This is a genomic window from Gordonia sp. AC31 (assembly GCF_031844505.1).
Classification (GTDB): Bacteria; Actinomycetota; Actinomycetes; order Mycobacteriales; family Mycobacteriaceae; genus Gordonia; species Gordonia hongkongensis.
In genome coordinates, this window is sequence record NZ_JAUZVK010000006.1 from 157241 (window position 1) to 176230 (window position 18990).

The 18990-nt window shown below is 68.5% G+C and carries 17 protein-coding genes and 1 tRNA gene; 11 read left to right on the forward strand and 7 right to left on the reverse strand.

The features are described 5' to 3' along the window. Positions 1–7 precede the first annotated feature (7 nt). A tRNA-Arg gene (locus Q9R39_RS09675) sits at positions 8–83 on the forward strand. A 45-nt stretch (positions 84–128) separates the two neighbouring features. Here Q9R39_RS09675 and Q9R39_RS09680 read toward each other — a convergent pair. Then, positions 129–1091 carry a helix-turn-helix domain-containing protein gene (locus tag Q9R39_RS09680; protein WP_311277407.1) on the reverse strand — a complete coding sequence of 321 codons (963 nt, stop codon included), beginning with the start codon at positions 1089–1091 and terminating at the stop codon, positions 129–131. 82 nt (positions 1092–1173) lie between these two features. Between Q9R39_RS09680 and Q9R39_RS09685 the strand changes: the two genes are divergently transcribed. From Q9R39_RS09685 to Q9R39_RS09700, 4 genes are all read left to right on the forward strand, one after another. Then, positions 1174–1398 carry a hypothetical protein gene (locus tag Q9R39_RS09685; protein WP_078113410.1) on the forward strand — a complete coding sequence of 75 codons (225 nt, stop codon included), beginning with the start codon at positions 1174–1176 and terminating at the stop codon, positions 1396–1398. 30 nt (positions 1399–1428) lie between these two features. Continuing rightward, positions 1429–2238, forward strand: a complete 810-nt coding sequence (locus Q9R39_RS09690; protein WP_311277408.1) for an SDR family oxidoreductase — start codon at positions 1429–1431, stop codon at positions 2236–2238. Positions 2239–2240: 2 nt separating this feature from the next. Then, complete coding sequence (cobF, locus tag Q9R39_RS09695) at positions 2241–3002, forward strand: precorrin-6A synthase (deacetylating) (RefSeq protein ID WP_311277409.1); 762 nt, start codon at positions 2241–2243, stop codon at positions 3000–3002. 265 nt (positions 3003–3267) lie between these two features. Further along, positions 3268–4344, forward strand: a complete 1077-nt coding sequence (locus Q9R39_RS09700) for an IS110 family transposase (RefSeq protein ID WP_311277410.1) — start codon at positions 3268–3270, stop codon at positions 4342–4344. 142 nt (positions 4345–4486) lie between these two features. Here Q9R39_RS09700 and Q9R39_RS09705 read toward each other — a convergent pair whose 3' ends face one another. Together Q9R39_RS09705 and Q9R39_RS09710 are read right to left on the reverse strand one after the other, a co-directional pair. Next, complete coding sequence (locus Q9R39_RS09705) at positions 4487–5236, reverse strand: ABC transporter permease (protein WP_058251553.1); 750 nt, start codon at positions 5234–5236, stop codon at positions 4487–4489. 9 nt (positions 5237–5245) lie between these two features. Beyond that, a complete protein-coding gene (locus Q9R39_RS09710) occupies positions 5246–5986 on the reverse strand; it encodes a 3'(2'),5'-bisphosphate nucleotidase CysQ (RefSeq protein WP_078113407.1) in 741 nt (246 codons plus the stop codon). A gap of 25 nt (positions 5987–6011) precedes the next feature. Between Q9R39_RS09710 and Q9R39_RS09715 the strand changes: the two genes are divergently transcribed. From Q9R39_RS09715 to Q9R39_RS09730, 4 genes are all read left to right on the forward strand, one after another. After that, positions 6012–6902, forward strand: coding sequence for a DNA-formamidopyrimidine glycosylase family protein (locus Q9R39_RS09715; protein ID WP_058251551.1), 891 nt, complete (start codon positions 6012–6014; stop codon positions 6900–6902). 53 nt (positions 6903–6955) lie between these two features. Beyond that, a complete protein-coding gene (locus tag Q9R39_RS09720) occupies positions 6956–7699 on the forward strand; it encodes an SDR family oxidoreductase (protein ID WP_058251550.1) in 744 nt (247 codons plus the stop codon). A gap of 66 nt (positions 7700–7765) precedes the next feature. After that, the gene (locus Q9R39_RS09725) at positions 7766–8302 is read left to right on the forward strand and encodes a hypothetical protein (protein WP_311277411.1); all 537 of its coding nucleotides are present in this window, start codon (positions 7766–7768) and stop codon (positions 8300–8302) included. Positions 8303–8321: 19 nt separating this feature from the next. Further along, complete coding sequence (locus Q9R39_RS09730; RefSeq protein ID WP_311277412.1) at positions 8322–8855, forward strand: hypothetical protein; 534 nt, start codon at positions 8322–8324, stop codon at positions 8853–8855. Positions 8856–8902: 47 nt separating this feature from the next. Here the strand turns inward: Q9R39_RS09730 and pgi are convergent, their stop codons facing one another. Together pgi and Q9R39_RS09740 are read right to left on the reverse strand one after the other, a co-directional pair. Beyond that, on the reverse strand, positions 8903–10600 hold the full coding sequence (gene pgi / locus Q9R39_RS09735) for a glucose-6-phosphate isomerase (protein ID WP_211540096.1): 1698 nt from the start codon (positions 10598–10600) through the stop codon (positions 8903–8905). 102 nt (positions 10601–10702) lie between these two features. Beyond that, a complete protein-coding gene (locus Q9R39_RS09740; RefSeq protein WP_033203695.1) occupies positions 10703–11062 on the reverse strand; it encodes a chorismate mutase in 360 nt (119 codons plus the stop codon). Positions 11063–11160: 98 nt separating this feature from the next. On the opposite strand from Q9R39_RS09740, the gene Q9R39_RS09745 reads away from it, so the two are divergent. Continuing rightward, entirely contained in the window at positions 11161–13002 is a 1842-nt protein-coding gene (locus Q9R39_RS09745) for a hypothetical protein (RefSeq protein ID WP_311277413.1), read from the forward strand. 29 nt (positions 13003–13031) lie between these two features. On the opposite strand, the gene Q9R39_RS09750 is transcribed toward Q9R39_RS09745, so the two are convergent. Then, on the reverse strand, positions 13032–14588 hold the full coding sequence (locus Q9R39_RS09750; RefSeq protein ID WP_065631784.1) for a hypothetical protein: 1557 nt from the start codon (positions 14586–14588) through the stop codon (positions 13032–13034). 217 nt (positions 14589–14805) lie between these two features. Between Q9R39_RS09750 and Q9R39_RS09755 the strand changes: the two genes are divergently transcribed. Beyond that, positions 14806–17307, forward strand: a complete 2502-nt coding sequence (locus Q9R39_RS09755) for a UvrD-helicase domain-containing protein (RefSeq protein WP_058251545.1) — start codon at positions 14806–14808, stop codon at positions 17305–17307. Between the two features lie 332 nt (positions 17308–17639). On the opposite strand, the gene Q9R39_RS09760 is transcribed toward Q9R39_RS09755, so the two are convergent. After that, positions 17640–18809 (reverse strand): M23 family metallopeptidase, encoded by a 1170-nt coding sequence (locus Q9R39_RS09760; protein WP_211540100.1) that lies wholly within the window; start codon positions 18807–18809, stop codon positions 17640–17642. Positions 18810–18990: the final 181 nt, after the last annotated feature.

Sequence of the window (18990 nt, forward strand, 5' to 3'; positions counted from 1 at the left end):
GCGGTCCGCCTTCGTAGCTCAGGGGATAGAGCAACCCTCTCCTAAAGGGTAGGTCGTAGGTTCGAATCCTACCGAGGGCACCAGCACGGCGGTTCCACCGCGCGAGTCCCGTCGTGCGGGGTTTCGGCCTACGAACTGGCGCCGGATTTCGCGAACCGTCGCCGGTAGACGAGCGGCGAGACGCCGACACTCGCGGCGAAATGGTGTCGCAGCAGCGTCGCCGACGTGAAGCCGACCTGGCGTGCCACCTCGTCGACGCTGGCGCTGGTCGTCTCGAGCAGGTTCTTCGCCGAGAGCACTCGCTGTTCGGTCAGCCAGCGGCGTGGCGAGATGCCCACCTCGTCGACGAAGCGCCGGGCGAAGGTTCGTCCCGACATGTGCATCCGGGACGCCATGTCTTCGATGCTGATGTCGCGATCGAGATTGGCCGTCATCCAGGCCAGGAGCGATCCGAAGCCCTCGTCGGTGCACGCCGGCATCGGGGCCTCGACGAACTGGCGTTGTCCGCCGTCGCGGTGCGGCGGCACGACCATGCGCCGCGCGATGCGGTTGGCGACGGCCGGTCCCCAGGATTCGCGGACCAGGTGCAGCGAGGCGTCGATCCCGGCGGCCGTGCCGGCGCTCGTGGTGACGGGTCCGTCGTCGACGAAGAGGACGTCGGTGTCGACCTGCGCCTGGGGGAACATGCGCGCGAGATGGTCGCCGTAGCGCCAGTGGGTGGTGCACCGACGACCGTCGAGGAGTCCGGCCGCGCCGGCGACGAACGCGCCCGAGCACACGGTGAGGACACGTCCGCCGTTGTCGACCACCGCACGGATGGTGTCCAGGATCTCGACGGGATAGTCGCCGCTGACGCTTCCGCCGGGGATGACGACGAGATCGACGTCGCGGCACTCGTCCAGGGTGTGCGACACCTGGATCGACACCCCGTTGCCGACGGCCAACGCGGTATCGGGATCCGGTGTGGCGACCCGGAAGTCGAAGGCGGGGACGTCGTCGTCGGTGCGGTCGAGGCCGAACACCTCGTGCACGACACCGAATTCGAAGAGCGCGACGTGTCCGTGCAGGAGGACACCAACCGAATGCAGCACCTGACCAGTATGGCAGATAATTTGCGAACATTGGCTCTACTGCCACTGGTGGCGGAATCGATGTGGGCGAAGGATAACTGCCATGACACTTCTCTTCGTTCTCGCCCTTGTCGTGGTCGCCTCGGTCGCCGGCGCAGCCGGACTACTGAGTCTCACCGCGCGACGTACCCCGGTCGGCCAGCGGACGCCGGGCCAGCGGATTGCCGACTGGTTCACCCGGAATCCGAGGCGCCCCTACGGTCCTGACACCGAACGGGTCGCCGCGGAACTCAGCATCCTCACCCGCCGGTACGACAAGCTCATCTGACCCGTCGGCCGCTGCGCTACCGTTGCGGTCGTGAGTTCACAGACTGTCCTCGTGACCGGCGCGACCAGTGGCATCGGGGCCGAGGTCGCCCGCCAGTTCGTCGCGAGGGGACACCGGGTCTACGGCACCACCCGCAATCCGGATTCCGTGCGCAACCCGATCCAGGGCGTCACCTACGTCCGGCTCGACAACGCCGACTACGAGTCCGCCGAGTCCTGCGCGGCCCTCGTCGGCGACGTGGACATCCTGATCAACAACGCCGGCGAGTCCCAGGCCGGTGCGCTCGAGGACACCTCGATGGCTGCCGTCGAGGATCTGTTCCGGGTCAACGTCTTCGGGCCGGTCGCGCTGACCAAGGCGGTGTTGCCCGGCATGCGTCTCCGGCGTCGGGGCACGGTCGTGATGGTCGGGTCGATGTTGTCCAGCTTCCCGGTCGCTTTCCGGTCGAATTACGCCGCGACCAAGTCGGCGCTGAAGGCATTCGCGCTCGCGTCGCGACGCGAGTTGGCGCCGTATGGGATTCGGATGATCAGTGTCGAGCCCGGCACGATCGCCACCGGTATCGGTGATCGCCGGAGCATCCACATCGGCGACGACTCGCCCTATCGCGCCGAGTACGAGACGCTCGCCGCCGCCACCCGGCGCAACGAGGACGCGGGCATCAGTGCGGCGAGCATGGCCACCCAGATCGTCGACGCCGCCCTCGCCGAGCATCCGAAGCCGTTCTACGCCAAGGGCAATCAGGCGGGGGTGGTTTTTCTGCTCCGGCGTCTCGCGCCGCGACAGCTGATCCTGGACATGACCGCGCGTAAGCACGGACTCCCGAAGGTGAAGATCTGACCGTGCGACTCACGTTGCGAGTCATCGGGATCGGCCCCGGCGGACCGCGTCAGATCACGCTGCAGGCGATCGACGCGATGGCCGACGTCGATGCCTTTCTCGCGCTGGAGAAGGGCACGGCGAAAAGCGGCCTGCTCGACGCACGCCGCGCCATCCTCGACGAGCATGCGCGCCAAGGGCATTCGCTGGTGGAAATCCCCGATCCGCCACGCGACCGGGAACCGGCCGACTACGACGCCGAGGTCCGGCGCTGGCACGCCGCGCGCGCCGAGCTGATCGCCGGCGCACTGCGCGGCGAGGTCGGCGACGGGGGAGTGGCCGCGTTCCTCGTCTGGGGCGACCCCGCCCTCTACGACAGCACGCTGCGGATCGTCGACGATCTCGCCGCCCGCGACGACCTCGAACTCGCTGTCGAGGTCATCCCCGGCGTGACCAGCGCGAGCGCGCTCACGGCGGCCCACGGCATCGTCGCCAATCGCGTCGGCGAACCGATCCACACGACCACGGGCCGACGCCTCGCGGAGACGCCCGCGGGCGCCGACGCGAATCAGATCGTGATGCTCGACGCCGACCTCACCTTCCGGCACACCGCCGACCCGGACGATCACATCTGGTGGGGCGCCTACGTCGGCACCGAGGACGAGATCCTGATCAGCGGCAAGGTCGGTGAGGTGACGGACCGGATCGTCGAAGCGCGCGCCGAGGCCCGGGACCGGATCGGCTGGATCATGGACATCTATCTGCTGCGCAAGAATCGCCCCTAGCTGGACCCTTCGTGGCAGTGAGAATGGGTGTGGGTGGTTGACCGGGTCTGGGTCTGACTTACTTCGTGGCTGACGGTGCTGTCATGGGCGAGATGTGTCGGCCCGGAACCTCGGTCGGCTACCCGCACCATGTGACCTGTGAGGGCCGGGGCGGGTGTGACTTGATTAGGACCCTGTCTGGCTGGTGGGCCGTGACTCTTCACTGTCCTGTCCACCCGCCCCGGCGAGGTCATCCATCACCGCAAGTGAAGGAGACACCGCCAGAATGGCTGAGACAACAGTGACCACGCAAGTGGTCGTACTCGGAGTCGATACCCATCAACAGACCCATCACGCCGCGATCGTCGCCACCGACGGCCGACCGCTGGCTGATCGGGAGTTCCCGACCAGCACCGCCGGCTACACCGAGTTGTGGCAGTGGGCGTGTGGCTTCGGCCGAATCGAGTCCGCCGCAGTGGAATCGAGCGCCTCCTACGGGGCCGGTCTGGCACGCATGCTCACCACCGAAGGGGTGCGGGTGATCGAGGTCAACGCCCCGGACCTGCCGCGCCGCTACGCCAAGGGTAAGACCGATCAACTTGATGCCTACGCCGCGGCGATGGCGGTCATCACCGGCCGTGCGACCGCGGTCGCCAAAGACACCCGCGGCACAGTCGAATCGGTTCGAATGCTCACCGTAGCAAGGACTTCGGCCGTTGAGGAAGCCACCCGGATCGGTAACCAGATCCGGGATCTGTGCACCACCGCGCCCGTCGAGTTCGCCGATCAGACCCGCCAGGCACGCACCGTGGCCAAGCGGGCAGCGTTCATCAAGGGTCTACCTGTGCCGGCTGAGAAGGCTGATCTGTCGGCGCCGGCTGCGGCGTTCGTGCGTGCGGCGCGTTCGCTGCTCGACCGACACCGACTCGCCCAACAAGAAGTCCGTGCCCTGACCCGCGAACTCAACAGACTGCTGGCAAAGCTGGTGCCGACTTTGTTGTCGCGACCGCAGATCGGGCCGGTCACCGCCGCCCGCCTGGTACTCACCGCCGGGCACAACGTCGAGCGGATGGGTACCGAGGCGAGGTTCGCCAAACTTGTCGGCGCCGCGCCGCTACCGGCATCGTCAGGCAAAACCAGCCGCCACCGGCTCAACCGGGGCGGGGACCGACAAGCCAACAGTGCTTTGCACATGATCGCGGTCGGACGGATGAAATCCCATCCACCCACCCTGGCCTACGTCGAACGCCGTTCCGCGGAACACAAGACGAAGAAAGACATCATCCGCTGCCTCAAGCGATACATCGCCCGCGAAGTGTTCCGCGACCTCACCACCGACCTGGGAGCACTTGACAAGCTATAGGACCGTCTCGCTTCGCTCGCACCTCAGGGAGCGAGGTGGGTCGCCACGTTCGCTCGCACCTCAGGGAGCGAGGTGGGTCGCCACGTTCGGTCAACCTCAGGGAGCGGGGTGGGGCGCTACTTTCGGATTAGGGAGCAGGGGTTCACAGGTGTTCTCGCGCCACCAGTTCCACCGTCACGAGCATCGCGATGGAACTCACCGCGAGCAAGGCGATCAGCACGAACATCTGCATCGCCGCGGCCGCCCACACCGACGCCCCGCCGAGGACCATGCCGACGAACGCGCCGGGGATCGTGACGAGTCCCACCGACTTCGTCTGATCGAGGCCGGGGACGAGCGCGGTCGCCGAGGGCGGGCCGGCGATCTCCATCCGAGCGTCCCGCGGGTCGAAGCCGAGCGACAGCGCGGCTTCCACCTCGCCGCGACGGACCGACAGCTCGTCATGCGCCCGGCGTCCGGCGAGCGAGGCGGTGACCATCGCGCCGCCGAGCATGATGCCGGCGGTGGGGATCACGGCGATGCCGCGAGCGGGAAGCACACCGACTGCCACCAGAGCGGTCACGATCGCGATCGTCGGCGCCGCCACCGGCCCGGCACACCACGCGGTTCCCGCCAGGCGGGGACCCCCCGGTCGCACGCGTCGGGCCGAGGTCCAGGACGCGGCGGTCGCCATCACCGCGACGAACAGCGCCGAGGCCCACAGGTGGGGGATGACGGCGGCGAGCACGGCAGCCAGCGCCGCGAGTTGCGCGCCGGCCCGGAGCGTGGCGACGACGGTCTCCCGGGCCAATCCGCTCCGACGGTTCACCAGCACGGCGACCACGGCCAGCAGTACGACGGCCACCACCAGTGCGGGCCCGATGCGCACCACCGCGTCGCCGATGCCGTTCACCGGTTCAGTTCACCAGATCTGACGCAGCGCGCCGAGCATCTCCTCGCGGATCTCGCTGCGGCAGATGACGAAGTCCGGCATGTACGGATGCCGGTTGTTGTACACGATCTCCGACCCGTCGAGGCGACTGCAGTGCAGTCCGGCCGCCAGCGCGACCCCCACCGGCGCCGCGTTGTCCCACTCGTACTGACCGCCGGCGTGGACATAGGCATCGGCATCGCCGCGGACGACGGCCATCGCCTTCGCGCCGGCCGAACCGACCGGCACCATCTGCAGACCCAGTCGGTTCGCCACGTAACTGGTCTCATACGAGCCGCCCCACCGGGAGGTGACGAGACGCCGGGTCAGTTCGCCGGTGGTCTCCGCGACGGTGTCGGAACGGAACAGTTCACCCGTCGCGGGCAGCGACACCGACGCCTCGGTGACGATCCCGCTCTCGGTCAGCGCGACGTGTACGGCCCAGTCCGGCGAGCCGCCGGCGAATTCCCTTGTGCCGTCCAGGGGGTCGATGATCCACACGCGCGACGCGGTGGCCCGGTCGCCGACGTCGGCGGCTTCCTCGGACAACACCGCATCGCGTGGCCGGTGTTTGCGGAGCACCGTCGAGATCCAAGCCTGCGCAAGCGCATCGCCCACATCGCCGAGCATCGCGCCGCCGAGCAGGTCGCCCGAACGGATTCCGAGGAGTACTTCGCCGGCTCCCTGCGCGATCCGGGCGGCCAGCTCGGCGTCGGAAAGTCGGGAGTTCATCCCACAACTAGAGCACACTGGTGGCATGCCTGAGCTCCCAGAGGTGGCCGCCATCGCCGACTACGTCGACGGCCGTGCGGCCGGACTCCCGATCCGCCGGGTCGACGTCGCGTCGTTGTCGGTGCTGAAGACCGCGGACCCGCCCTACACGGCGCTGATGGACCGGATCGTCGAATCCGTCGGCCGGGTGGGGAAGTACCTGGTCATCCGTACCATTCCCGGTTCGGCGGCCACTGCGTCAGAGCCGTTGCTGCAGCTGGTCATCCATCTGTCGCGGGCGGGCTGGGTGCGGTGGAGCGAGGATCTGTCGCCCAAACCCCTGCGGCCGGGCGGGAAGAGTCCGATCGCCCTGCGCGTGCACTGCGGTCTACCCGGTGAGGGGTTCGACGTCACCGAGGCCGGGACGCAGAAACGACTCGCGGTGTGGCTGGTCCGCGACCTCGCCGACGTCGAGCGGATCGCCGGTCTGGGACCCGACGCGCTCGAGCTGACGTCCGAACAGTTCGCCGAGATCCTCGCCGGCACCACCGGCCGGATCAAGAACGTGCTCACCGACCAGCACACCATCGCCGGGATCGGCAACGCCTACTCCGACGAGATCCTGCACACCGCACGCCTGTCGCCGTTCGCGTCGTCGAAAACACTGAAGGCCGACCAGGTCGCGACACTCTACGACGCCATGCGCGGCGTGCTCACCGACGCGACCGGGCGTCTGGAGGGGCAGGCCGTCGCGCGGCTGAAGTCCGAGAAGCGCACTGGTTTGCGCGTGCACGCCCGCACCGGCCTGCCGTGTCCGGTGTGCGGCGACATCGTCCGCGAGGTGTCGTTCGCGGACCGGTCCTTCCAGTACTGCGCCACGTGCCAGACGGGCGGGAAGGTGCTGGCGGACCGTCGGATGTCGCGGTTGCTGAAGTAGGTCGCGCCGGGCGACCGGGAAGGCAGAACTTACCGGCCGGTAGCCTGGTCCTCGTGACGACACGGCAGAGGATTCTCATCACGGGTGCGAGTTCGGGGCTCGGGGAAGGCATGGCCCGACGCTTCGCCGCCCAGGGACGTTCGCTCGCCCTCGCGGCGCGCCGCCGCGAGAAGCTGGATGCGCTGGCCGGCGAACTGCGGCCCACCGCCGCACAGGTCGAGGTCGCGACGCTCGACGTCACCGACGTGGACGCCGTCCCCGAGGTCTTCGGGAGGCTGGCCGACGGTCTGGGCGGTCTCGACCGGGTCATCGTCAACGCCGGACTCGGCAAGGGCGCACCCCTCGGCACCGGCAAGGCCGCCGCGAACATCGAGACCGTGCAGACCAATCTCGTCGGCGCGCTGGCCCAGGCCGAGGCGGCGCTGGAGATCTTCCGTGCGCAGAACGCCGGGCACCTCGTGCTGATCAGCTCCATCTCGGGTGTTCGCGGCATGCCCAAGGCGCAGGCCGCCTATTCGGCGTCGAAAGCCGGGCTGACGGCGCTGGGGCAGGGACTCCAGGCCGAGTTCGCGTCGTCGCCGATCACGGTGTCGGTGGTCGCGCCGGGCTACATCGAGACCGATATCAACCGGGGCGTGAAGACGTCCCTGATGGTCGAGACCGACAAGGGCGTCGACGCGCTGGTCAAGGCGATCGAGGCGGAGAAGGACTGGGCCCCGGTGCCCGCGTGGCCCTGGACACCCATCGCGGCCGCGCTGAAGTTCCTGCCGGCGTCGGTCAGCCGCCGACTGGTCTGACCTGTGTAGTTCGTTCAGACAGTGGATGTTTCGCGTTCGACCCCGGCGACGGGCTACCGTCACGGGATGGGTGTTCATCGGTTCGAGCGGCTGACGGCCGTCCTCGCCGCGTGCGCCGCGGGGTCCGGCGTTCTCGCGGGTTGTGCGCCTGCGGCACCGCACGATCGCGATCCGATCCCCTCGCCTCCGGCGTCGACGTCAGCGCCGCCGCCCTCCACCAAGATCGTGACCGCCGGACCACAGCGCGACGAGGGGCCGGTGATCAGACGGTTTCCGCTCCTGCAGGGTTCGGTGATCGAGGGTTGGACGGCCGGCACCCTCGGTGGCAACTCGTCGGACAGGGTCCCCGGACCATCCACCTACTGGTTCGACGCGGTCGTGAACGTCGGTACCGAGCGCGCGGCAGCATGGGCGGGGCAGTACGACGCCGATCCGGTGGCCCCGCCTGACTCGGTGGCGGGCGCGTTGCGCGACCTGGTGCCGCCCGGCGGTTTTGTCGGCGGGCCCGCCCTCGACCGTGCGTTCTCGTCACCGGAGTGGCGCGCGACCGTGTACCTGTCGCTGACGACGGGTCGCGTGGTCGTCCTGGGTATCGACGACTGACCTGCGTAAGGTGGCCGTCGTGGCGAACAAGCAGGGACAAGTGGTGGCCTCGGGCGCGTTTCAGGTGTTCGGCGCTCGACAGCGGGATCAGGTCGGCGAACTGCTCGGCGAGATCTTCGACCGCACGGACATCGCGGCCTTGGGCTCCGACTGGCGGGGCATCGTCTACTTCACCCTCTCCGACGACGAGACCACCACCGCCGACACGGTTCTCGGCTTCGACCCGTCGAGCGGGACCTCGGGTGAGCTGGCCACCGTCGACGAGGTGTCCGACGCCGTCCGGACCGGTGACGTCGCCGAGGCCGTCGACGTGGCGAGCTTCGATGCGTGGCGGGAGGCGACCGGTACCCGCGCCCTGGACATGGGTGCCTGCGTGCCACCCGCCCTGTATGAATTCCTCGGCGGTGATCCCGCCGAACGAGACGTCGAGCCAACCGATCTCGTCACCTACGTGGCGACCGCGGCCGCGATCATGGGCCGCATCCAGTCGCTCGGCGTCGAACCCGGGGACGAGATCCCCGATGCGGTCTTCGACGAGGAGTATTGGACCTAACCGCCGGTTGAGCCGCCCTTGTGCCGGTTGAGCTTGTCGAAACCCCCTCAGACCGCGCGGCCTCGTCGTTCCCGATACCACGCGACGAGGGCGTCGGTCGACGAATCGTCGTGCGTGTCAGGCGCTTCCGACTGGATGATGGTGCCGAGCAGTTCCTTGGCCTGGGTCTTGCCGAGTTCGACACCCCACTGGTCGAACGGGTTGATGCCCCAGATGGCGCCTTCGACGAAGACCTGGTGCTCGTAGAGCGCCACGAGCTGGCCGATCACCGACGGGGTGAGCTGGGGGGCGAGGATCGAGGTGGTGGGGCGGTTGCCCGGCATCACCTTGTGGGCCACGACATGTGCGGGCACGCCCTCGGCGGCGATCTCGTCGGCGGTCTTGCCGAAGGCGAGCACCTTGGTCTGGGCGAAGAAGTTGCTCATCAACAGGTCGTGCATGGAGCCCGAGCCGTCGGGAGCGGTCGGCAGGTCGTCGGTGGGTTCGGCGAAACCGATGAAGTCCGCGGGCACCATCCGCGTGCCCTGGTGCAGCAGTTGGTAGAAGGCGTGCTGGCCGTTGGTTCCCGGTTCGCCCCAGAAGATCTCGCCGGTGTCGGTGGTGACGTGGTGGCCGCCGGCGGTGACCGACTTGCCGTTGGACTCCATCGTCAGCTGCTGCAGGTAGGCGGCGAAGCGGGCCATGTCGTTGCTGTACGGGAGCACCGCGCGGACACCGACATCCCAGAAGTTGTTGTACCAGAGGCCGATCAGGCCGAGAACGACCGGCGCGTTGCGTTCGAGGGGCTGGGTGCGGAAGTGCTCGTCGACCATGTGGAAGCCGTCGAGGAACTCGGCGAAGCGTTCCTTGCCGATCGCGGCCATCACCGACAGTCCGATCGCGGAGTCCACCGAGTACCGGCCGCCGACCCAGTCCCAGAAGCCGAACATGTTGTCGGTGTCGATGCCGAACTCCGCCACTTCGGCGGCGTTGGTGCTGACGGCGACGAAATGCTTTGCCACGGCGTCGGAGTCGGCGTCGAGCGCCTGCAGGAGCCAGGTGCGTGCGGCGGCGGCGTTGGTGAGTGTCTCGAGAGTGGTGAAGGTCTTCGAGGCGATGATGAACAGTGTCGTCTCGGCGTCGAGGTCGGCGAGGGTGCCGACCAGGTCCGCGGGGTCGACGTTGGAGACGAAGTGGCAGCGGATCCCGGCGTCGACGTAGTGGCGTAGTGCCTGATAGACCATCACCGGACCGAGGTCGGAGCCGCCGATGCCGATATTGACGACGTCAGTGATGGGTTGTCCGGTGTGTCCCTTCCACTCTCCGCTGCGGAGGCGGTCGGTGAACTCGCCCATCCGGGTGAGGACCTCGTGCACGTCGGCGACGACGTCCTGGCCGTCGACGGTCAGTGTCGCATCGGCCGGCAGGCGCAGCGCGGTGTGCAGGACGGCGCGGTCCTCGGAGGTGTTGATGTGGGCGCCGGCGAACATGTCGTCGCGGATCTCCTCGAGACCGACCTCGCGGGCCAGGCTCATCAGGAGTTCGAGCGTCTCGCGCAGCACCCGGTGCTTCGAGTAGTCGATGTGCAGATCGCCGACGTCGACGGTGAGTTCGCGCCCGCGTGCGGGATCGATCGCGAACACCTCACGCAGGTGCATGGCGTACACATGCGGCTGATGAGCCGCGAGCGCCTGCCAGGACTGCGTCGCGGTGATGTCGCCGTGGTCGGTGCCGGTGAAGTCGCTGCCAGGTGCCTGGGTGCTCATGACCACCAACCTTATGTGCTCGGCGTCGTGGCCGCGACGGTCGTCACACGTGGCGCGCAGGCGTCACCGGATCACCGCGTCGGTGTGCGAGGGGCCGGCGGGTCAGCGGCCCAGTGGCCCTCGCCCCAGACGCAGCAGCAGCATCGCGAGGGTGTGCCCCTCCTGGCCGAGATCCTGGAAGCGCTCGAGCACCTTCACCTCGCGGCTGTGGACCAGGCGGGGGCCGCCGGAGGCCATGCGTGCGGCACCGATCTTCTTCGACACCGCCGACCTGCGCTTGATCGCGGCGAGGATCACGGCGTCGAGCCGGTCGATCTCGAGCCGCAGCTGGTCGATGTCGTCGGGCAGGTCGCCGACCTCGGACGAGAGCTCGTACTTGTCGAGGTCGATCGAGTGCTCGAACGACGTGCCGCCGGAAGGGCGGGGGTCCTGAGCGCCGGGGCTGGGGCTGCGGTCGGTCACGCGCCCGATTTTGCCACGACGCCCCGCGACGACCCGCATGCGGCCGAGTCGCCCGACCCGACCACGACGCCGCTCGCGGCACATGGAAACTGGAGCGCATGCCCAACGCGCGGATGGTGTCCCTCGTCGCCCTGTCCCTGATCGTGGGTCAGCTGATCATCCGCGGCTGGCTCGTCGCGACGGGCAACTTCTACTGGGACGATCTGGTCCTCGTGGCACGCGCGTCGTCGAACCCGATCCTGTCCTGGGAGTACCTGGGCCACAGTCACGACGGGCACTTCATGCCGGCGGCGTTCCTGCTCGCCGGGGTGGCCACGTGGCTGGCACCGCTGAACTGGGCGCTGCCGGCGCTGATGCTCGTGGCGATGCAGGCGATCGCGTCGGTGGCGGTGTGGCGGATGGTGCGGGTCATCGCGCCGCGCGCCCGCATCGGTGCACTCGTCGCGCTCGCGTTCTATCTGTTCAGTCCGATGACGGTGCCCGCCTTCGCCTGGTGGGCGGCCGGCCTCAACACCCTGCCCCTGCAGGCGGCGATGGCGTGGATCGTCGCCGACGCGGTCCGCCTCGCGCGCGGTGACGTCGACGACGCGCGACGCCGGCTGGTGTGGACCCGCTCGACGATCGTCTTCCTGAGCGCGCTGGCGTTCTTCGAGAAGTCGTTGTTCATCCTCCCGGTGGCGCTGGTGGCCGCGGTCCTCGCGAACGGCGGTCCCCGCGCGACCACGGTGACGCTGCGGGCCGCCCGGGAGCTGTGGCTGGCGCTGACCGTCGTCGCCGCGTCGTGGGTGGCGGTGTACTTCATCACCACCGACCCGACGTCGGGTGAGCATTCGGTGGCGCAGACCGCGCGCCTGGTCTGGCGGTCGGTGACCGATGCGATCGTGCCGTCGCTCGTCGGCGGGCCGTGGGAATGGGAGCGGTGGACGCCGAGTCCGCCGACGGGTTTCCCGCAGATGTGGATGATCGTCGGCGGCTGGCTGGTCTTGGCCGCGGTGACCTGGTGGGCGGTGGCCCGCCGCCGCGGTGGCGCGGTGATCGTCGCGTGCGCGGCCCTCTACGCGGTCGCGGCGCAGATCCCGGTGATGTGGAATCGGTCGAGTCCGCAGACGGCGATCGAACTCGCCCAGCACATGCGCTATCTCCCGGACACGGCGCTGGTGTTCACCATCGCTCTGGCCCTGCTGTGCGCGGCGCCGGCCCGGACCACCGATGTGGGCGGACGGCATGCGCGCACGTCCGACGCCGAGGCCGGGCGCGATGAGGAGCGGTCGGCCGCGCTGCCCGCGTTCGCGTCCGTCGTCGGTGCGCTCGTCGTGGTGTCCGCGCTGGTGTCGCTGGTCTCGTTCTCGTCGTCGTGGCGGGACAACCCGACCGGCGACTACCTCGAGACCGCGACCGCATCGCTGCACGACGCCGCGACGCAGGGGCCGGGCGGCGTGACCATGCTCGACCAGTCCGTGCCCCTGGAGATCCTGCAACCCTTCGTCTACCCCGACAACCAGGTCAGCCGCATCTTCGGCCGCGTGGAGCCCCGGCCCGACTTCGGGGTGGCCACCGACCGGTTGTTCGTGCTCGACACCGCGGGAAATCTCGTGCCCGGCGGCGTGACGCAGCGTCGCACCATCTACGCGGGGGCGGGGACCTGCCGGACCCCGGAGGTCGACGGACCCACCCGACTGCGACTCGACGGTCCGCTCTTCTCCTGGCCCTGGACGATCGCGCTCAGCTACTGCGCGACCCGGGACGGCGAGATCGAGATCGCGCTCGCGGACGGGGAAGCGGTCCGGGCACCGGTCCGCGCGGGACTGGGGTCGGTGTATGTCCGGATCAACGGTGGCGGCGACCACGTCGATCTGCGGCCCCTGACGCCGGGGCTGCGGCTGCACACCGGCGCCGGCCGGGTGGGCGAGGCCGCCGAGGCGCGCTTCGCGGGCGGCTGAGGGCACGCCACGACGAGGGCGGACACCCACTAGTCGTAGTAGAACGCGGAGATGTTGTCGCTCTGGTTCTCCGCGGCGATGAGGGCCCGCAGCGCCGACGCGGTCTCCTCCTCGGCGACGAAGTAGACGACCTGCGCGTCGCCCGCCGCGGCGACCTGCTGCTCCATCTGCTTGCGGAGCACCTCGGTGCCTTCCCAGGACGGATCGAAGGTGCCGCCGACGATGTGGTCCTGATATCCCTCACCGAAGGTGATGTGCATGTTGCCGTCGGTGCCGATGCCGTCGAAGACGTAGTCGCCGCGCTTGATCGCGTAGTAGCTCGGCAGGCCGGTCACACCGGAGCCGAACCGGGCCTGTGCCGGTTCCTTGTTTCCGGTGCGGACGTAGACGATCTCGGTGTTGGTCTGCTTCTCGTTGTTGTCGATGAGATCGTTCAGTTCGTCTGTGGTCGCGTCGATGAAGGCGAGATAGGTGAAGGTGTACCGCGACGCGATGTTGGTGTCCGGCGGGAGGTTGGTCGCCGCGCAGCGGGTGGTTCCGTTGCGTCCGAAGTCGACCCGCAGGACCACCTTGCACTCACCGCCGACGGCGCCGGGCGGGCGGTTGCCGACCGCGAAGTTCAGCGTCAGGCCGTAGTTGAAGTGGCCGCGGACGTCGTCGGCGTACGGGCTGCCCTGCACGGTGTAGTCGAAGGCGCAGGACGAGGTGGTGCATGCACCCGTCTGGCGCGAGGACACCACCGGCTGCTCCATCCAGAGGCCGGGGGCGGGCACCGACAGCAGGTCCGAGACGAGTGCACGCTGGTTCGCGAACACCTTCTGGGCCTGGTCGGCCGGCTGCAAGCTGACCGCGGCGTCGATGTCGTAGGTGACCGGGCCCTGCACGCTCTGACCCTTGACGTTCGTGACGTTCTTCGTCTCCGGGTCGAAGGTGACCTCCCACGCTCCGATCTTCACCTTGTCGTCGCCGACGAACTCGATCGGCGGGTCGGTGGTGGGCCAGCGTCGGGCGTCGGGGGTGCCCTTGTTGGGCGCCGGGAGCTCGGCCCCGAGCTGCGGCGCGTCGCCGTTCTCGATGTTGCCGATGTCGCCGGCGAGGTTGTCCGGGCCGAGGATCGTGCCCAGGCGCGGCAGGCTGGTGAAGCGGGTGGAGGCCCACTTGTTGTCGAGCGGGGCGGCGTCGAGATTCGTCTTCTCGGCGTCGACGAGGAGTTCGTTCCACAGAGCGCCGGGGGCGCTGAGGAACGGGCTGTTGCCGATCTGCCGGTACTCGCCCTGCTGTGAGCCCAGGGTGATCGTGCCCTCGGCGGTGTTCGACGTGGTGACGATCAGGTCGTCGAACTCGACCGTCCCCTCGCCGCGCTCGTCGTCGTACTTGTAGGTGACCTTGCCGGTGAACTTCGCCGCCGGGCTCGTCGCCATCTTGAACAGCACCTCGTCGAGGCTCTTCTGCGCACGGAAGGCGGGGGTGGGCTCCACGGTGCCGGCGCTGCTGAACGGGACGAACGACAGGACGAGCGCGATGACGAGGGCCAGTGCTCCGACACCGAGGGCGATGGCGGCGGGGACGATGGACGGTCTCTTCATGGCGCCTCTTCCTGCTCGCCGGGGCGTCGTCGCCGCGTGCGAGTTGTTCGCAGACAGGGCACCCCGAGCCGGTGATACCGCGTCATATTAGCCGCGGGACACGGCGATCGGGGCCTCAACCCACGGGGCCGGTCGGCTGTTCGGTCGACCACGTGCCGGGGTCGACCGAACCGGCCGACGGGGGTCTGTCGGCGGTGGCGGGTAACCTGGACAACCGATGAACAGCTCTTCTTCTGCCCCTCTTCTCGCCGGTCGCGCGGGCGCCGCTCCCTCGGGTGCGGCCGCCGACGACCGGGTCGCGCGCCTGCTCGACGGTCTCAACCCGCAACAGCGCGCCGCGGTGCTCCACGCCGGCGCGCCGTTGCTGATCGTGGCGGGCGCGGGCTCGGGCAAGACGGCGGTGCTGACCCGCCGGATCGCCTACCTGCTCGCCGCGCGGGACGTCACGCCCGGGCAGATCCTGGCCATCACCTTCACCAACAAGGCCGCCGCGGAGATGCGCGAGCGGGTCATCGACCTCGTCGGCCCCCGCGCCGCCTACATGTGGGTCTCGACCTTCCACTCCACATGCGTGCGCATCCTCCGGGCGCAGTCGGGGTTGCTGGAGAAGATGAACTCCAACTTCTCCATCTACGACGCCGACGACTCGAAGCGGTTGTTCGGCATGGTCATCCGTGACCTCGACCTCGACCCCAAGAAGTTCAGCCCGCGCGGCGTTTCGGTGGCCGTGTCGAACTTCAAGAACGAACTCATCTCGCCCGACGAGGCGCTGGCCGCGGCGCCCGAGGACGACCCGACGTCGACGACGATCGCGCAGATCTACGCCGAGTACCAGCGCCGTCTGCGCGCCGCAAACGCCTTCGACTTCGACGATCTGATCGGGGAGACCGTCGCGCTGCTGCATCGGCATCCGCAGGTCGCGGAGTATTACCGGCGCCGATTCCGTCACGTTCTCGTCGACGAGTACCAGGACACCAACCACGCGCAGTACGTGCTCATCCGCGAACTGGTGGGGGAGCAGACCACCGCGAGTGGTCTGGAGCCCTCGGAGCTGTGCGTCGTCGGCGACGCCGACCAGTCCATCTACGCCTTCCGCGGTGCCACCATCCGCAACATCGAGGAGTTCGAACGCGACTTCCCGTCCGCCGAAACCGTTCTGCTCGAACAGAACTACCGGTCGACGCAAACGATCCTGTCGGCGGCCAACGCCGTCATCGCGCGCAACTCCAACCGGCGCGAGAAGAAGTTGTGGACCGACTCCGGTGACGGCGAACTCATCGTCGGCTACGTCGCCGACTCCGACCGCGACGAGTCGACGTTCATCGCCAAGGAGATCGAGGAACTCACCGACTACTCGATCGGCGGGTCGTCGAGTCACAAATACTCCGACATCGCGGTGTTCTACCGCACCAACACCGGTTCGCGTGCGATCGAGGAGGTGTTCGTCCGGCACGGGATTCCGTACAAGGTCGTCGGCGGCACCAAGTTCTACGAGCGCAAAGAAGTGCGGGATGTGGTGGCCTACCTGCGGGTGGTCGCCAACCCCGACGACTCGGTCAGCCTGCGCCGGATTCTCAACACGCCTCGGCGCGGTATCGGCGATCGCGCGGAAGCCTGCGTCGCCGTGCATTCGGAGAACACCGGACGGAGCTTCTACGAGTCGCTGATGGACGCTGCCGAGGGCAAGGTCGCATTGCTCAACACGCGGGCGGTCAAGCAGATCGGCGGGTTCGTCGAACTCATCGAAGGGCTCCGGTCGGACTTCCTGACCCACTTCGGCGAGGCCGGCTCGGAGGACGCGGATGTGGCCTTCCTCGACGCCACAGAGGAGTCGGCCGACATCGGCGAACTCGTCGACGCGATCGTCGAGCGCACCGGCTACCGCGCCGAACTCGAGGCGTCCAACGATCCACAGGACGGCGCACGCCTCGACAACATCAACGAACTCGTCGCCGTGGCACGGGAATTCAGTGCCGACGCCGCGCAGGTCGACGCCGATGCCGACGACCCCGAGGTCGAGGTGGACCGCGAGGGCGAGCCCGAACCCGGTTCGCTCGCAGCGTTTCTCGAGCGGGTCTCACTCGTCGCAGACGCCGACCAGGTGCCGGATGAGGGCGAGGGCGTGGTCACGATGATGACCCTGCACACCGCCAAGGGCCTCGAGTTCCCGGTCGTCTTCGTCACCGGTTGGGAGGACGGTCATTTCCCGCACATGCGCGCGCTCGGCGACCCGGCCGAGCTGAGCGAGGAGCGGCGCCTGGCCTACGTCGGGATCACCCGCGCCAAGCAGCGTCTGTACCTCACCCGGTCGGTCACCCGCGCCTCCTGGGGGCAACCGGTGTCGAACCCGGAATCCCGTTTCCTGCAAGAGATCCCGCAACACCTCGTCGACTGGCGCCGAACCGAACCCAAGCGCTCCATGCGCGGCTTCGGCGGATCGTCGGGCGGCGTGTTCGGCCGCGACGGGGCATTCTCCGGTTCGGGTGGTTCGTCGATGGGCCGTGGCCGCTCGTCGTACTCGTCGGATCCGGCCCGCGGACGCAACAAGCAGGTTCAGCTCGACATCGGCGACCGACACAACCATCCGAAGTACGGCATGGGCAAGGTCGTGGCCAAGGAGGGCAGCGGCGCCACCGAACGCGTCACCATCGACTACGGCGGCAGCGCGGGACGCGTCACACTTCTCACCGCGGGCGGGATTCCCGGGGACAAGCTCTAGGGCTGGGTCCGCAAGGAGCGCACGCCCCGCTCCCTGATCCGGAAGAAGTGACCCCCACTGCTCCCTGAGGAGCGCCCGGAGCTTGCGGAGGGCGCGTCACGAAGGGTCCTGGCAACCGAGACTGCGAATGCCCTTCGTGACGCGCGCGAGCTCGCCCCTCAGCAACCGCGCCTGACGGCCATCGTGGACTACGAAAGAACTCGTTGTGCTCGGAGCGGGCCCAACCACTGCTCCCTGAGGAGGCCGGAGCTTGCGGAGGCCGTCACGAAGGGTCCTGGTGAGACCGCGTCGCCAACCCCTCGTGGCTCGACGCGACCTGTGGGGCCCTTCTGCTAGCCGGTGTAACCGGAGAGCTTCACGCCCTTGGCTGCGAGCCAGGGCACAGGGTCGATCTTGGTGTTGCCGTTCTTCCACACCTCGAAGTGCAGGTGCGGGCCGAACGAAAAGCCCTCGTTGCCCACCAGGGCGATGACGTCGCCGGCGGTGACGCGCTGGCCTTCGGTGACCAGGACGCCCGAGGAGGCCATGTGGCCGTACATGGTGACCGTGCCGTCGGCGGCCTGGATCTGAACCCAGTGGCCGTATCCCGACGCGGGCTCGGCCTTGATCACGACACCGTCGGTGGCGGCGTGGATCGGGGTGCCGAGGGGAGCGGCCATGTCGATGCCGCCGTGCATGGTGCCCCAGCGCATCGCGAAGGCGGAGGTGAAGTCGTAGCTGCCGAGCGGGATCGGCGAGGTGAAGAGCGGGCGCCGGGCCAGGGCCTCGCGACGATCCTGGTCCGCCGCCATCTTGGCGCCCACACCCAGCTGATTGGTGAAGACGTTCATCTGGTCGGTCTGTGCGGTCGCAGCAGCGACGCCGGGGCCCAGCTCCGCGGGTGCGGCGCCCGGGGCGGTGGCGTCGTTGACGGCCGCGGCGTTCACGGGTGCAGGCGCCTCGTCGCTCGTGCCGACCTGAGCGACCGCGGCGACGGCCGCGCCGGCGGCCATGGCGATGAGAGCTGCGCGTCCGCCCTTGAGGGCGTTCGGCGGCGCCGCGATGCGGTGCTTGCCGCCACGCCGGACCCGTTGTCCGGCCGGATTCGTCCGGAAGGGGCGATGCTCGGTGTCGTCGTCGAGATCGTCGTCGTCGAGCGAACGGAGTTCGCCTCCGTCGAAGATGTCAAGCTCGGCGCCCTCGACGTCGAACGGCTCGTCGTGCTCGTACTGATCGAACTCGTGCTCGGGGATCAGGATGTCCTGAGTGATCTCCGAACGGGTGGGACGGTAGTAGCCCTGCCACGACGACGGCGTCCAGCCGGCGTCGGAGTGCTCGCGAGTGGAGGTGTCGGAGTCTGCGAAGTCGAACTCGTAGTCGGTGAGGTCGTACCCGGCCGCATCGTCGGTGTCGACAATGGGGATGATCGTGGTCATCTCTTCCGCTGTGACGTCATCGATCAACCCGCCCGATCGGACGCGGCCCGATCCGCGTGAGACACCGAGTCCCGCCAAATCGTCCACCTCATCTCTTCGCTACCGCATCTCGTCGCCGGCGGATCGAAGTCACCGTCCGTAATCCTTCTGTGACCACCGCTGAGAGCCGACGGTAACGAAATGATTGCGGCAAGTCCAACCGTAGAAAGCGACAAACCGGCATATTGTGAGCTGAGTCACATGGCTGGTCGCCAAGTATGGAAATTGC

Coding starts and splice junctions, on each gene's coding strand:
- Q9R39_RS09685 (WP_078113410.1), top strand. CDS start 1,174: ATGACACTTCTCTTCGTTCTCGCCCTTGTCGTGGTCGCCTCGGTCGCC.
- Q9R39_RS09700 (WP_311277410.1), top strand. CDS start 3,268: ATGGCTGAGACAACAGTGACCACGCAAGTGGTCGTACTCGGAGTCGAT.
- Q9R39_RS09710 (WP_078113407.1), bottom strand. CDS start 5,986: ATGAACTCCCGACTTTCCGACGCCGAGCTGGCCGCCCGGATCGCGCAG.
- Q9R39_RS09715 (WP_058251551.1), top strand. CDS start 6,012: ATGCCTGAGCTCCCAGAGGTGGCCGCCATCGCCGACTACGTCGACGGC.
- Q9R39_RS09725 (WP_311277411.1), top strand. CDS start 7,766: ATGGGTGTTCATCGGTTCGAGCGGCTGACGGCCGTCCTCGCCGCGTGC.
- pgi (WP_211540096.1), bottom strand. CDS start 10,600: ATGAGCACCCAGGCACCTGGCAGCGACTTCACCGGCACCGACCACGGC.
- Q9R39_RS09745 (WP_311277413.1), top strand. CDS start 11,161: ATGCCCAACGCGCGGATGGTGTCCCTCGTCGCCCTGTCCCTGATCGTG.
- Q9R39_RS09750 (WP_065631784.1), bottom strand. CDS start 14,588: ATGAAGAGACCGTCCATCGTCCCCGCCGCCATCGCCCTCGGTGTCGGA.
- Q9R39_RS09755 (WP_058251545.1), top strand. CDS start 14,806: ATGAACAGCTCTTCTTCTGCCCCTCTTCTCGCCGGTCGCGCGGGCGCC.